The sequence below is a fragment of the Prolixibacter bellariivorans ATCC BAA-1284 genome (assembly GCF_000621705.1).
Classification (GTDB): Bacteria; Bacteroidota; Bacteroidia; order Bacteroidales; family Prolixibacteraceae; genus Prolixibacter; species Prolixibacter bellariivorans.
Genome location: NZ_JHXO01000013.1, coordinates 95,829 through 110,241, shown reverse-complemented (window position 1 = coordinate 110,241; position 14,413 = coordinate 95,829). Strand labels below are relative to the sequence as shown.

Below are 14,413 nucleotides of genomic sequence, written 5' to 3'. Positions count from 1 at the left end.
TATTATTCATCGTCTGCAGTCTATCCTCCCGGACAATTGACTCCATAATTTGATTGTTGTCATTTCTTTGGCAGCTATCAACGATGGTTCAATAAGCTATGTTTAACAAAAACAAATTGTATGATTGAAACTGAAATTTTTAATTCAGATCACAAACCTAATCCAGAACAGAAAGAAGCAATTACAGACTTCCTCTTCACACATCTCGAAAAGTATGGAGACCCAAAGCCTGATATTCTCAAGGCATTGGATTACTCACTGAAAGAGGGAGAATCATTCGGCGGTTTTACGCTTGTCTCCAAAAACAAAGACCAAATCACCGGAGCTGTCGTGATTAACCGGACCGGCATGAAAGATTACATCCCCGAAAATATCCTCGTTTACATTGCCACACACCACGATATGAGAGGCCAGGGAATTGGTAAGGCCCTTATGCAAAAAGCCATTGAGACAGCTGAAGGGGACATCGCATTACACGTTGAGCCAGACAACCCCGCTAAATTCCTCTACGAGAAATTTGGCTTTTCCAACAAATACCTTGAAATGCGTTATAAACGAAACGGCAAATAAAAATGGCTTTCCTGGCTCTAAATACCGAAAAATTAAAAGAGAATTACCAATACCTCGATACCCTCTTCAAGGAGCACAATATTGAATGGGCAGTGGTTTCCAAGGTCCTTTGTGGCCACAAATCATACCTGGAAGAGCTCATCAACCTGGGCGTAAAACAAATTTGCGATTCCCGGGTCACAAATTTAAAAACCATTAAATCCATTGCCCCCAATATCGAAACCGTATACATCAAACCACCGGCAAAACGAGCAGTTAAAAGCATTGTTGAGTTTGCCGACATCAGTATGAATACGGAATTCGAAACCATTAAACTGCTCTCGAAGGAAGCCCTAAAGCAGAACAAAACCCACAAAGTCATCATCATGATCGAACTGGGTGAACTGCGGGAAGGTGTTCTTCGCGAAGAGTTTATCGATTTTTATGCCAAGGTATTTGAATTGCCCAATATTGAAGTGGTGGGCATCGGGACCAATCTGACCTGCCTTTACGGAGTATTGCCCAACCATGATAAGCTCATCCAGCTTAGTTTGTATGAGCAACTCATCGAGGCAAAATTCAACAAAATGATTCCGTATGTTTCCGGCGGTTCATCGGTTACCATACCACTCATCGACCAGGGGTTGCTGCCCGAGGCTATTAACCATTTCCGCGTGGGCGAAACCCTGTTTTTAGGAACGGAACCTTATACCAATCAGCAATATAAAGAAATGCATACCGATGTTTTCCAGCTTTACGCTGAAATCATCGAGCTGATTGAAAAACCGGTGGTTCCCATGGGCGAATTCGGCGTTAACGTGGAAGGTAAAGCATATGAGATTGATGAGGAGAAACTGGGAGAAACGTCTTACCGGGCTATCATCGATTTAGGCTTGCTCGACGTGGAAGAAACGCATATCGAACCGGTTAACCCGAAACTTAATTTCGTGGGTGCCAGTTCCGATATGATTGTTATCGACCTCGGCAACAACGAAGACAACTACAAAACAGGCGACTTATTGGAATTCAAACTCGACTACATGGGTGCCCTCAGGGTACTGAATTCGAGGTATATTGATAAAGTGAAGCGGTAAACATCTGTTCGACCGCGTGAACGGAGGCCTTGTTTTTCAATCAACGGAAAACATTGCCTCCGTTTTCATTTCCACCCAATAATTTCTCATCATAATTAATAATTGCCTACCGGTGATGTAGTAATTTTTCGGTTGTTTTTTCCGAAATTTCGCAAAACACTCCATCGATATGGCCTTTGAGAAAGATTGGCAGTTCAAGAAGTTTTGTGCCTACGGCTTTCTGAAGAACCTCCGCTTCTTCGAACCTTTCATGGTGCTCTTTCTGATGAGCGCGGGTCTCTCCTACCTGCAAATTGGTTTGCTGTACAGCCTTCGAATGCTCCTGCAAAATTTCCTGGAGATTCCCTCCGGCATTGTTTCCGATGCTCTGGGTCGCCGCCGAACCATGATCACCTCCTTTGTTTTTTACATCTTATCCTTTCTGGCATTTTTCTTTTCCGGAAAGATGACTGGTTTTATTATTGCCATGAGCATTTTCGCTCTGGGGGAAGCATTTCGGACGGGTACCCATAAAGCCATGATTTTTGAATACCTGAAAATGAAGGGGTGGGAATCGGAAAAGGTGACCTATTATGGTTATACCCGGAGTTGGTCGCAGCGGGGTTCTGCTCTTTCGGCTTTAATTGCTGCCGGCTTGGTTATTCTCAGCCACAACTACCGGATGATTTTTCTTTTTTCCATTGTGCCCTACGTGCTCGATCTTGCTCTGATTGCCAGTTATCCCAAAGCCCTCGATGGGAAAAAGATGAATATCCGTTTTTCTGATATTGGAAAAAATTTCAAAGAGGTGCTCGCCGATTTCTGGTATTCGTTCAAAAATCCGCTGATGCTGAAAACCATTGCCAACAGTGCAATCTATTCAGGTTATTACAAGGCACTGAAAGATTTCCTGCAACCGGTCATCAAAAGCCTGGCTTTGGCTCTTCCTATTCTCACCATGCAGCCCGCTGAAACAAGAAGTGCGGTCGTGGTGGGCGTCATCTACTACCTCATTTACCGCGCGTCTGGTTTAGCAGCCCGCAATTCCGGTAAATTTTCCCTTCGCTTCAGCTCGTTGCAGATGGCGTTAACGCTCTCCATATTCATTGGTGCGGGTGCCGGCTTGGTTTCCGGATTATTTTATCGCTTCCATATTCCGGCAGTTGCTGTCCTGTTTTTCGTAGCCGTTTACCTGGTCGAAAACCTGCGGAAACCCATCGGAATGAGCTGTACCGCTGACTTGCTGGAGAAAGATATTCTGGCAACGGCCCTGTCGGCTGCTTCCCAGTTGGAAACTTTGTTCGGGGCCATTTTCACAGCACTTTTGGGTTTTTTGGCCGACAAGTTTGGTTTGGCCAATGGCCTGATGATTGTTTCGCTGTTACTTATCACCCTGACACCAATGTTTTTCATTCGGAATTCCCGTACGAAAGCTTAAATTTGTGGCGTAACCCACACCTTGAATGATGAATGTCGATTTAAACCTACTGGAAAAGCGACTCCCGTTTTTTGAGCTTTCGCTACGCTATGCCATCGCCGAAAAAGGCATTTTGCAGGAGCTGGAAGAAGGTGAAGAGATCATTCGCGAAGGCCAGTATATTAAGTCGGTTCCATTGGTTTTGGAAGGACTGGTTCGCATTTCCCGTCTTGATGATCAGGGACGCGAACTTCTGCTTTATTACCTCCATCCGGGTGAAGTTTGTGCCATGTCGCTCACGTGCTGTATGGGACACACCCAAAGCAACATCCGGGCCGTTGCCGAAGCCCCCTCCTTGTTAATCCGCATTCCTAATCCCCTGCTCGACCAATGGATGAACACCTACCAAAGCTGGAAAGAGTACGTGATGTATGCCTACCGTAAACGTTTCGACGAGCTTTTGGAAACCATCGACAGCATTGCCTTCATGAAAATGGACGAGCGGCTGGAAAAATTCTTTGCCGATCGTTTCCGGTCGACCGGAAGCACGCTGTATACCGGAACACACCAGGATATCGCCTTTTCATTGAATACTTCACGCGAAGTGGTTTCACGACTGCTGAAAAAACTGGAGAAGGATGGAATTATCACGCTTTCGCGGAATAAAATCGACTACAGCGGCATGGTGAAATAGAACCCAACCGCCAGGCAGTGTTCCCGAAGTTAATCGTACCCATTTTCTCAACCTTTTCCCGTTTGGAGATATTATATCCGTCCAATTCTATCATCATTCCTTTCAAATTTCGTAATTTTGATTTAGTTTAAATAAAAGCCTGATCGAATGACAAATTATATGTGCCATACTTGTGGCGTTCAATTTGAAGCCACGAAAAACCCTCCTGAAACTTGTCCCATTTGCTCCGACGACCGGCAGTTTGTTCCATGGGACGGACAAAAGTGGACTACGCTCGATACTGTACGAAACTACCATACGAACCAAATACAAAAAGTTGAAAAGGGAATTTACACTATTCATACAACACCCGGCTTTGCCATTGGCCAAAGGGCCTTTTTCATTCAAACCGGGCAAGGCAATATCCTCTGGGATTGCATTTCACTGATCGACGAAACCACCGTCGAGATTCTCAACCACCTTGGAGGCGTTGACGCCATTGCCATCAGTCATCCCCATTTTTACTCGACCATGGTGGAATGGAGCAAAGCTTTTAACAATGCCCCGGTCTATCTGCACAAAAAAGATGCGGACTTTGTGATGCGAAAATCGGAAAATATCGTTTTCTGGGAAGGCGATTCACTCGAATTGTGGGAGAATGTGAAACTCATCAATCCGGGAGGGCATTTTCCGGGAGCCACTGTTTTACATCAATATGATCCCGAAAAGGATACTTACTCGCTCTTTACCGGAGACATCATCAATGTGGAACCTGACATGAAAACCGTTTCGTTCATGTACAGCTTTCCGAACCACATTCCACTCTCAACAAAAGACATCGAAATCATCAGAGACCGAATGGACGGTATTCCATTCGAACGAATCTTCGGTGCCTGGTATAAACGGAACATATGGAAAAACAGCCGGGCCATATTCGATACATCCATTGAAAGGTATTTGAAGATTGTTGGTTCAGATTAATGTGATGTCTATTGATGTAGTTATCACATAAAAAAAGGCCATCCCTTTCGGGATGACCTATCACGTATTCAATAATGAGATTTGAGTGGCCGGTTTATCAGTTGTCAAAATGGAATCACCAGCGTAATATACCGATTATTGCAAATGACCTTTCGGCATGACGATCTTATCGATAATCCGAAACAAAAGGTACGAACCACCGAAAGTGAAACCTACTGCAACAATCATCATCAGTACATTGTAAAACAACGTTTTTACACTATCAGCAAAAACACCAATACCTTTGGCAAATTCGCCGGATACAAACAATCCTAAAATTGAAATAACAACTAGAACAATAAATGTTCCGAACCAATTTCTCTTGTTTTTCATAACAAGTCCTCCTTTTAATTTTAACGTCCCGTTTTATTGGTTCTCAGCCACAAAGATACTTACGATTATTTCACTTTGACTATCAATTTCAAGCACATAGCTATTGTTATAGTACTTTTCATACTCCAGTAACAATTACTCAACCTATGCAATCTTCCAAACAAGTCATATAGTCATCTTATACAGCCTTTTACAAGACCTTTTACGACTAAAAAGGTACATGCAAACCATTCACCCAAAGATCAGATTACGAAACACTAAGTTCACTCTTCGTTAATCTCGTTTTGAGGAGAAAGCTGCAAGCACCAGGCGGAACCTGTTTTATCAGATCCGAAATGGACAAAAAAGGTATTAAAGGAGGTAAAACAACTTATTTATCACATAAAAAAGGCCATCCCTTTCGGGATGACCCATACGTGTAAAGGGTTGGGGTAACTAATTAATCCATATAGAGAAATCCGTATGATTCGTTGTGCTGACTGATATCCAAGCCCACTTTTTCCGCTTCTTTCGATACACGGAGTGGAACAATTTTGTCGGTGATCCAATAGAGCAGATACGAACCACCAAATGTGAATACACTCACCACCACCAAAGCCAACAGGTGATAGAAAAATGTTTTTGTTTCGCCGTCAATCAAACCGACGTTACGCGCAAATACACCGGTAAGAATCATTCCCACAATACCGCCCATTCCGTGCGCCGGAAATACATCCAGCGTATCGTCGAGCGCCGTGCGGCTGCGAAGGGTAATGGCATAGTTGCTAACAACCGCTGCCGCCACTCCAATGAAAATGGAGGCTCCGATGCCTACATAACCCGCGGCCGGGGTAATGGCAACCAATCCGACCACCAAACCGATAGCTGCACCTAAACCAGAGGGTTTATGCCCGCGGGCGCCATCGAGGAATATCCAGGCCAGCATAGCCGCAGCTGAAGCAGTATTGGTATTCACCAACGCCAGCACGGCCGTGGACGAAGCCGCCAGTGCCGAACCGGCATTAAAACCAAACCAGCCAAACCAAAGCATGCCGGCTCCCAGCATTACAAACGGAATATTGGCACGTCGCTCCGGGCCTTCAATGTCATGTCGCTTTCCTAAGAACATGGCTCCGGCCAATGCGGCAAATCCGGCCGACATGTGAACGACCGTTCCACCGGCAAAGTCGAGAACGCCCCAGTTATGAAGCAAACCATTGGGGTCCCAGGTCCAGTGAGCAAGCGGAGCATAAATGAATATGGTAAACAAACTAATGAATAGCATGTATGCGCGGAACCGAACCCGCCCAGCAAATGAGCCGGTAATCAGAGCCGGAGTGATGATAGCAAATTTCAATTGAAATATGGCGAACAATGCAAAGGGAATCGTTGGTCCCAAATCGGGATTAGGAGCTGCTCCCACATTGTTAAACATGAAGTATGTCATCGGGTTACCTATCAATCCTGTTCCCGGGCCACCAATGCTATCACCAAACGCGAGGCTAAAACCAACCACAATCCAAATAATGCTGATGAGCCCCATGGCCATAAAGCTTTGCAGAATAGTCGAAATTATGTTACGTGGATCAACCATTCCGCCATAGAAGAAGGCCAATCCGGGAGTCATGAGTAAAACCAATGCTGTTGAAGTTAACATCCAGGCAACATCACCGGTAACAAGGGCGCCTCCTCCGTCACCAAAATTTGTGGTAGGAAAGAAAATCCCAAGAATGGAAACAATGATTAAAACGATAAGTGTTCGAAGCCATTTGTTTTTGTGTCTCATGACAATTTATTCCTTTTTGAAGCTTAGTTTTTACATTTAATTGGTTTTCGGCCACAAAAATATATTTTATTATTACAAAGCCATCAAAGTGTATCAATTTGAAACTACAAAAGGAATATTTTTCACATTTTGATAACATTCATAGCAAATTTCATTTTAAAGTTTCCAGACACACACCCCCTCCTGTTGAATATCACAATTTATTTTATCTACATTATTCTCAAACTACACCCCAAAAACATCACACCGCAATGACAAATTTTATTTTTCAATCAAGCACCTTTAACTCCTGATTACAGAACAATTACAAGGAGCAAATCAGTCATCACAACACCGCCAACCCCCTCATTAAAACAACACCTGCTTTCAATCTGAAAGTTATTTTCCCATCAACACCCCCTGTTTTTCATAGGCAAAACCCATTTTACTTATATTTTTGTAGTGACACACTGATTTAGGTAACACTTTAGAGATTTTGAACAATGTTTGATAAGGGTTTAACGGCATTTATGATCATTGCCACCAGTCTGGTGATGCTCATGACTCCGGGCCTCGCCTTTTTTTACGGGGGCCTGAGTTGTAAAAAGAACATTTTAAGTATCATGATGCAGAGCTTTGTCTCACTGGGCATCACTTCGCTTCTGTGGATTTCCATTGGCTATACCATGTGCTTTAGCGGAGACCTGGCACACGGAACCGATTTTTCCGGAATCATCGGTAATTTCGACAGAGTATTTTTACACGGCATCACCGCTTATACTCCGCACTCGGCAGACCGCAATTTCCCGGAATTCATTTTCATTGCCTACCAGATGATGTTTGCCATTATTACTCCGGCATTGATTACCGGCGCATTCATCAACCGGGTGACCTTTAAATCATACATTATCTTTCTCATCTTCTGGCAGATTTTTGTCTACTATCCCTTCGTACACATGATTTGGGGTGGCGGCATCCTCGCTCAATGGGGCGTGCTCGACTTTGCCGGAGGAATTACAGTACACGCTACCGCCGGATTTGCCGCCCTGGCCTCGGTGCTGTTCGTGGGCAAACGAGCGGAACAGGGCGACGGGCCAAACAACATCCCGCTGGTGGCCATCGGGACAGCGTTGCTTTGGTTTGGGTGGTACGGCTTTAACGCCGGAAGCGAACTGAACGTCGATGCCATTACCGCGCAGGCATTCCTGAATACCGACATTGCTGCCTCAGCCTCTGCCGTTACCTGGCTGATTATTGAGTGGACTACCGGAAAGAAAAAGCCGACGTTTATTGGTTTGATGACCGGAGCGGTAGCCGGACTGGCTACCATTACACCGGCAGCCGGCTATGTTTCGCTTGACGCCGCACTGTTTTTCGGGTTACTGGCCGGAGTTGTGTGTTACCTTGCGGTGAAGTTTGTGGAATACAAAGGCTGGGACGATGCCCTCGATGTGTGGGGCGTTCACGGCGTTGGCGGCGTGTTGGGAACGCTGCTGCTGGGATTCTTCGGCAGTCTGGCGGTCAACCCGCATGGTGCCCAGGGCATCCTGAACGGCGGAAGCCCGGTGTTCTTTCTGAAACAACTGACAGCCATTATCCTGGCATCGGCCTGGGGCTTTGTATTTACCTTGGCTATGCTAAAAATCATTAATGTACTGGTACCGGTGAAAGTGAAACTGGCCGATGAGCTGCAAGGCCTCGACCTGGCATTTCACGGCGAAGTGGCCCGCCGGCAATAATATTATTGGAAGAAAAATATTTCGAAAACCCTTGGTTGGACTCTGCAAGCTCTGGCCAGGGGTTTTCTTTGCACAAATGTGCGTGCCTCGTCCAACTCTCAGCGAGGCCATGATCGTTTGCCCATGAGCCGTCCAACTCTCAGCGAAGCCGTGATCGTTTGCCCATGAGCCGCCCAACTCCCAGCGAAGCCATGATCGCTTGCCCATGAGCCGTCCAACTCTCAGCGAAGCCATGATCGTTTGCCCACGAGCCGTCCAACTCCCAGCGAAGCCGTGATCGTTTGCCCACGAGCCGTCCAACTCTCAGGGAAGCCGTGATCGTTTGCCCACGAGCCGTCCAACTCTCAGGAAAGGCATGATCGTTTATTCTTGAGCTGCCTACTCACTGGGGAAGGCATGATCAAAAGTTCATGACCCGTCCACTCGCCGGGGAAGGCGTGGAGGTATGTCCACGCCATCACTTTTGATTTATGATAATAAAAACCTAATTTCATTGGGAAAATGAGGCGGATGAGAACAGATACAATTAACAAGGAAATATATTTTCTCGCAATCCCTAAAGGTGTTTTTTACATGCCATATCGGTATGTAAAGAACACCTTTTCATCACGATATAAGAAAAATAAACACACTACATTTACACATACGTTGTGGGTAATTAAAAATGAGACTTATAGCAAACATAAGACAGACTGATTCAGACATAAAAAGATTAATGATTTACGACTCTGAAGATGGAGTGTATCTGTTTGGATACGACAAGGAATTTGATTCAAGTGCAATTTGGGACAACTGGTTTGAAAAAGTTGATTATGCAATTGAAGCTTCACAAGAATATGGTGTTGACCAAAATGATTGGCAAGAAATCCCAGACCCTTTGGAAAATTGTCAACATGATTGGATAGAGCCAGTAAGAGTAAAAGGACGAAGTATTGGTAAACCAGAGTGGGGCAAATTCGAAAAATTGGTAAATGGAGAATGGATAGAAATCAAATCTTGATATGAATAAGCTGGATTTTGAAATAAGAAAAGACGTGATTAATGAATACACAACATTTTCGACGCAAATAATAATTGACGGTACAAACCTGATTGATTCATTAAAGGACTATGAATTGCCGTTAGCGAAAAAAGAAGGGAGTGAAAATATTGCAGGAGCTTATGACGGTCTTGACCCAAAAGTTCTTTTTGCAAACTTGACAAATTCGGAGAACAATCAAAATTCGGAGGACGATAAATCAGATATACTGGATTGTGAATGCGGTTCACCTGGTTGTTGGACTTTTATGATTAAAGTAATTGAAAAACAAGATACTGTAATTTGGACAGGATTTGAACAAATTCATCGAAGCAAAGATTCTACAAATTATTGGGATTATTCTGATTTTAAGGATTTTGAATTCGATAAAGATGAATATTTTGAGAAACTGAATGACCTAATAACTACCCACAACACGCAATAAAAAACATAGGGCAGAAAGTGCTAAATTTGAACGATATAACATTTAATAAACGGCTTTACAGCTTGATAAATAGGAGCTATGAAATGCCCTACATTTCTTATTGCCACCGTTCAAGCAAACTCAAATGATATAATCATAAATTATGACAGCAACAAGTAACAACCAACCCTACCAGAACGGGTACATCGATGTTTCGGATCAGCACTCACTCTATTTTGAATTGTATGGAAATCCCAAAGGAATTCCGGTATTGTTCCTGCACGGCGGGCCGGGAGCAGGTTTCTCAGACAAAGACAAACAGTTCTTCGACGAAGAAAGGTACAATGTGATTTTCTTCGACCAGCGGGGATCGTCCCAAAGCAAACCATTTGGTTCGATTGAGAACAACACGACGCAGTACCTCATTGATGACATCAATAAAATACTGAACCACTTAGGTTTCGAAAGTGTCTATGTTTTTGGCGGCTCGTGGGGAAGCACCCTCGCGCTCGTGTATGCCATCCATTCGCCTGCACGCGTGAAGGGGTTAATCCTGCGAGGCATCTGGCTGGCCAATCGATACGGACTTGACCACTATATGAACGGCGGAATCAAGCACTTCTTTCCGGATGTGTGGGAACGATTTGCCAAACTCGTGCCCGAAGGAGAAAATCCGGTCAGTTACTATTTGACCCAAATGCTGTCGGATGATGAGGAACTCAGCGAAAAATACGCGTATGAATGGGCCTATTATGAAATGTCGTTTTACACCATCAACAAAATTGCCGATCCGGCTGAATCACTAAAATCTTTCTCGTTCAAATCGATGGCGATATTGGAAGCCCATTACATTAAGAACGATTGCTTTTTGCCGGAAGATTTCATTATGAACAACATCGATAAAATAGCACATATCAAAACGTCCATCGTGCAGGGACGGTATGATTTTATTTGTCCTCCGGCTCAGGCATTCAGGCTACATTCTCAATTGAAGAATTCAGAGCTGCATATAACGATTGCAGGACACTCTTCGACGGATGAGGAGAATAAAAAAGCTTTGATTAGTGAACTGGAAAGAATCACGACCGAGGACAAATAACCGGGTGCCAATTAGACCAAACTAACTTCGCAACAAATACAAATGGACAATGAATTAAGAAATTTTTGGAATCGATATTTTCGCTTGAATTGGAAATTCGGGTTATCCTTACTGCTGATAGTTTGTATTCCCCGATTTATTTTAGTGCTAAAAGCAAATGAGACGGGAAATTATAGTCTAATTGGTTTAGTAATGTTCATTTCGGCATTGATACCTTTTATATTTCTCAATAAGCATGGACTAAAGCAGATTGGAATAAAGAAAACAAGAAAACTAAAAATCTTAGGTTATGCGTTGATTGCGGGTCTTGCATTTAGCCTTTTACTGTATTTTTTGGGTATTGGTTTATATGGGCATTCCTATGAAAATTGGTATGAATATATTGGTAAATCCTACAATATTCCTGATGGTATTTCTGCTCAAGGCAAAAAAGCCATGTTTGTAGTCATGGCCATTACCGGAATGACTTTTAGTCCAATTGGCGAAGAATTGTTTTTCCGAGGTATTGTTCACGGTAGTTTTGCTAATTCGATTGGAGATAAAAAAGCATCAATTGTTGACAGTTTAGCTTTTGCCTTGACACATATTTCTCATTTCGGATTAGTATTTCTAAACAATAGATGGGACTTTTATTTGGTTCCGGCACTGATTTGGGTAACGAGTATGTTTGCTGTAAGTATTCTCTTTTTTCAAGTGAAAAAACGTGCAAAATCGATATGGGGTGCTGTGTTATGCCATTCCGGATTTAATTTGGGCATGATTTATTGTATATTCTATTTGCTGTAGGATTGATTTAAAGAATAACGACCGCAAACAAGTAGGCTAACATTCGACAGATAGTACTAGAAAATCACTCTTCAGCGTCGTGGAGGGGAAGCTATTTCGATTTAACAATCTTAATCTCTTTCGCCGATTCCTTGCGGGTAATCAACATGGGAATGGCGACGCCGGCGGCCAGCGATAACAAGATGAAAAGCGTTTTAAGACCATTGCTTACCGCTGAATTCAACACATCGCTGTAGCTTTCGGTGCCGGTGTTCCCAGCCAGTTTAATCAGTCCCAGCATCATCCGGTAGGCAAAAGCTCCCGGGACCATGGGAATAACCGCCGGAATGGAAAAGACCAGTGGCGGTGCATGTTTGCTGTGTGCTGCCGGAATACTCAGGAAGCCGACCAGGGTAGCACCCGCCAGCGATGCCAGGATAATATTTCCACCGAAATGAAGCACCAGCAATTTGGTTATTCCGCCCAACGCGCCCAACAGCCAGATAAACGGCAAAGCTCGCTGCGGCACATTAAACAATATGGCAAACCCCAGGGCGGCAAATCCCAACCAAACACCCATCTCCGGAAAATGATACCACTCTGTCATCGCTTAAATATTATAGATTAACATGGCGCCCAGCATCCCCAGCGCAATGGCAAATGAAATAATCATCCCGTTCGCGCCACGAACCAGGCCATTCATAATGTTTCCGTCAATCAAATCGGTAAACGAATTGATTAGCGGTACACCGGGAATCAGAAACAGCACCGATGTAGCAAAGGCCAGTTCCGGATCGGTGCCCAGCCCCCATTTTACCGATGCTCCCGAAATCAGTGACGCCGTTAGTGAACCGAAAAAGACACACATGTACCCGTTGAATGCATGTTTGGCACTCTCCTGCCGAACGTACAAACCGGCAAACGTTGCTGTAAAAGCCACCCCCATTTCGATGGCCTCGCCACCGAATAACCGGCAAAACGAAGCTCCGGCCAAACTGACCAGCAACAAAATGACCAATCGTGGATAGTGCGGTAAACTGCGCAAACGCTCAATCTCGGCATTGATTTGCGGAAGGTCCCACTCCTCTTCTACCACTCGCCAGCTCATCCGGCTAATACCCGATACCACCTTAAAATTGACACCATGCGGCGATGTCCGTTTCAGGCTGCTGAAAAAGTTTTGCGATTCCTCCTCAACGAGTGTAAGCATCAGCGCCCGATGCGTCACCAGCAACTCGGAGGTATAGCCCAATGCTTCGGCAATCCGGGAAATGGTCACCCGAATACGCCCTGTACTGGCACCGGAGCTCATCAACAGGGCTCCTATCTCCAAAAGCGTAGAAGCTAATTCCTTGGTTCGCGTATTTACTTTCTCCATTATTCCAAACATCGGTTTCCGGATACAAAATTAGGGCATTCCTTCGGGAACAGCAGGATCGGTTTTCACTTTTAACGATAAGTTGATTTAATTTCCGACAACCTGATAAATCCGGCTTTCATTTTAAAGCCGTTAATTTTCTTAATTTTGTTCATCTGACTAAACTGATAGACATGAAAAAACTGATTTTGCTTTTCGGACTCGGATTGATCCTCTTCTCCTGTGCACAGGAAAAACAACCCACATTTACCAGCTTATTCAACGGGAAAGATCTTTCGGGATGGGATTCCTATCTAACCGCTCCTTACGATACCTTGCAGAAGTTAGGGCTGAATTACGGCGACCCGTTTCCGGATTCGCTTGTCTTTGGCGTGAATAACGATCCGCTGGGCGTTTTCACGGTAGTGGAAAAAGATGGTGCGCCGGCTGTTCGTATTTCCGGACAAATATTCGGATGCATTGCATCTAAGGAAGAATATCAGAACTACCATTTCCATCTTCAGTTTAAATGGGGCGAGAAGAAATGGGCACCCAGAACGGAAGCGCCACGCGACTGTGGTTTGCTGTACCATTCGGGTGGGCCGTTTGGCGTAGGTTCCAGTACCTGGATGCGCTCTCTGGAGTGTCAGATTCAGGAACGGGATTGCGGCGACTTTTACCCGGTTGGCGCTGCTTACACCGATATTCCGGCTTTGCCGAATAATGAAAACCGGTTTTACACTTACAAAGTAGGAGCTCCGCTGGTAACGTTTGGTGGTGACCTCTGGCGCTGCCAGCGCGACAAAGACTGGGAAAGCCTGCCCGGTGAGTGGACTTCCATCGATTTGTATACCGTCGGCGATACCAGCATTCATGTGGTGAATGGCCATAAAAACATGGTTCTGTTCCATAACCGGCAGGTGGTTGACGGGAAAGAAGTGCCGGCAACCAAAGGCAAAATTCAAATTCAGTCGGAAGGTGCTGAGGTTTTCGTGCGCGATATGAAAATCACACCGATTACGCATCTTCCCAAGGCACTGCTGAACCAGGAATAAATTGATCATAGTTCTTCCGGTTTCCCGGAAACAATAAATCCGTTGTTGATCTGACGATGAACAACGGATTTTTTTATGTGTAACCCAATCCTTAATTGACCTGACCCCAGGTGTCCTAATCAAAACCACAAAGAGCATGGAAAAAAC

General features: G+C 44.6%; 15 protein-coding genes. 11 read left to right on the top strand and 4 right to left on the bottom strand.

The window, feature by feature from the left end; translation table 11 throughout:
* The first annotated feature begins 120 nt into the window (after positions 1 to 120).
* The 5 genes from T426_RS0118015 (at position 121) to T426_RS0117990 (ending at position 4,693) form a co-directional block, all read left to right on the top strand.
* Positions 121 to 570 (top strand): GNAT family N-acetyltransferase, encoded by a 450-nt coding sequence (locus T426_RS0118015; protein ID WP_025864837.1) that lies wholly within the window; start codon positions 121 to 123, stop codon positions 568 to 570.
* A gap of 2 nt (positions 571 to 572) precedes the next feature.
* Positions 573 to 1,643, top strand: a complete 1,071-nt coding sequence (locus T426_RS0118010; protein ID WP_025864838.1) for an alanine racemase — start codon at positions 573 to 575, stop codon at positions 1,641 to 1,643.
* Positions 1,644 to 1,812: 169 nt separating this feature from the next.
* Entirely contained in the window at positions 1,813 to 3,060 is a 1,248-nt protein-coding gene (locus tag T426_RS0118000; RefSeq protein ID WP_025864839.1) for an MFS transporter, read from the top strand.
* Between the two features lie 25 nt (positions 3,061 to 3,085).
* Positions 3,086 to 3,733, top strand: a complete 648-nt coding sequence (locus T426_RS0117995; RefSeq protein ID WP_199898611.1) for a Crp/Fnr family transcriptional regulator — start codon at positions 3,086 to 3,088, stop codon at positions 3,731 to 3,733.
* Between the two features lie 147 nt (positions 3,734 to 3,880).
* The gene (locus T426_RS0117990) at positions 3,881 to 4,693 is read left to right on the top strand and encodes an MBL fold metallo-hydrolase (protein WP_025864841.1); all 813 of its coding nucleotides are present in this window, start codon (positions 3,881 to 3,883) and stop codon (positions 4,691 to 4,693) included.
* A 135-nt stretch (positions 4,694 to 4,828) separates the two neighbouring features.
* Here the strand turns inward: T426_RS0117990 and T426_RS0117985 are convergent, their stop codons facing one another.
* Together T426_RS0117985 and T426_RS0117980 are read right to left on the bottom strand one after the other, a co-directional pair.
* The gene (locus T426_RS0117985; protein WP_025864842.1) at positions 4,829 to 5,065 is read right to left on the bottom strand and encodes a hypothetical protein; all 237 of its coding nucleotides are present in this window, start codon (positions 5,063 to 5,065) and stop codon (positions 4,829 to 4,831) included.
* 439 nt (positions 5,066 to 5,504) lie between these two features.
* A complete protein-coding gene (locus T426_RS0117980; protein WP_025864843.1) occupies positions 5,505 to 6,830 on the bottom strand; it encodes an ammonium transporter in 1,326 nt (441 codons plus the stop codon).
* 482 nt (positions 6,831 to 7,312) lie between these two features.
* On the opposite strand from T426_RS0117980, the gene T426_RS0117975 reads away from it, so the two are divergent.
* The 5 genes from T426_RS0117975 to T426_RS0117955 all read left to right on the top strand — a co-directional run bounded on the left by T426_RS0117975 (position 7,313) and on the right by T426_RS0117955 (position 11,875).
* Positions 7,313 to 8,548 (top strand): ammonium transporter, encoded by a 1,236-nt coding sequence (locus T426_RS0117975; RefSeq protein ID WP_025864844.1) that lies wholly within the window; start codon positions 7,313 to 7,315, stop codon positions 8,546 to 8,548.
* A 664-nt stretch (positions 8,549 to 9,212) separates the two neighbouring features.
* Positions 9,213 to 9,548, top strand: a complete 336-nt coding sequence (locus tag T426_RS0117970) for a hypothetical protein (protein ID WP_025864845.1) — start codon at positions 9,213 to 9,215, stop codon at positions 9,546 to 9,548.
* A gap of 1 nt (position 9,549) precedes the next feature.
* Entirely contained in the window at positions 9,550 to 10,011 is a 462-nt protein-coding gene (locus tag T426_RS0117965) for a hypothetical protein (protein WP_025864846.1), read from the top strand.
* 142 nt (positions 10,012 to 10,153) lie between these two features.
* Complete coding sequence (pip, locus tag T426_RS0117960; protein WP_036985497.1) at positions 10,154 to 11,089, top strand: prolyl aminopeptidase; 936 nt, start codon at positions 10,154 to 10,156, stop codon at positions 11,087 to 11,089.
* A 42-nt stretch (positions 11,090 to 11,131) separates the two neighbouring features.
* Entirely contained in the window at positions 11,132 to 11,875 is a 744-nt protein-coding gene (locus tag T426_RS0117955) for a CPBP family intramembrane glutamic endopeptidase (protein WP_025864848.1), read from the top strand.
* Between the two features lie 91 nt (positions 11,876 to 11,966).
* On the opposite strand, the gene T426_RS0117950 is transcribed toward T426_RS0117955, so the two are convergent.
* Both T426_RS0117950 and T426_RS0117945 read right to left on the bottom strand, forming a co-directional pair.
* The gene (locus T426_RS0117950; RefSeq protein ID WP_025864849.1) at positions 11,967 to 12,461 is read right to left on the bottom strand and encodes a threonine/serine exporter family protein; all 495 of its coding nucleotides are present in this window, start codon (positions 12,459 to 12,461) and stop codon (positions 11,967 to 11,969) included.
* A gap of 3 nt (positions 12,462 to 12,464) precedes the next feature.
* The gene (locus T426_RS0117945; RefSeq protein WP_025864850.1) at positions 12,465 to 13,232 is read right to left on the bottom strand and encodes a threonine/serine exporter family protein; all 768 of its coding nucleotides are present in this window, start codon (positions 13,230 to 13,232) and stop codon (positions 12,465 to 12,467) included.
* Between the two features lie 173 nt (positions 13,233 to 13,405).
* Here T426_RS0117945 and T426_RS24205 point away from each other — a divergent pair, with 173 nt between their 5' ends.
* On the top strand, positions 13,406 to 14,266 hold the full coding sequence (locus T426_RS24205; RefSeq protein WP_025864851.1) for a 3-keto-disaccharide hydrolase: 861 nt from the start codon (positions 13,406 to 13,408) through the stop codon (positions 14,264 to 14,266).
* Positions 14,267 to 14,413: the final 147 nt, after the last annotated feature.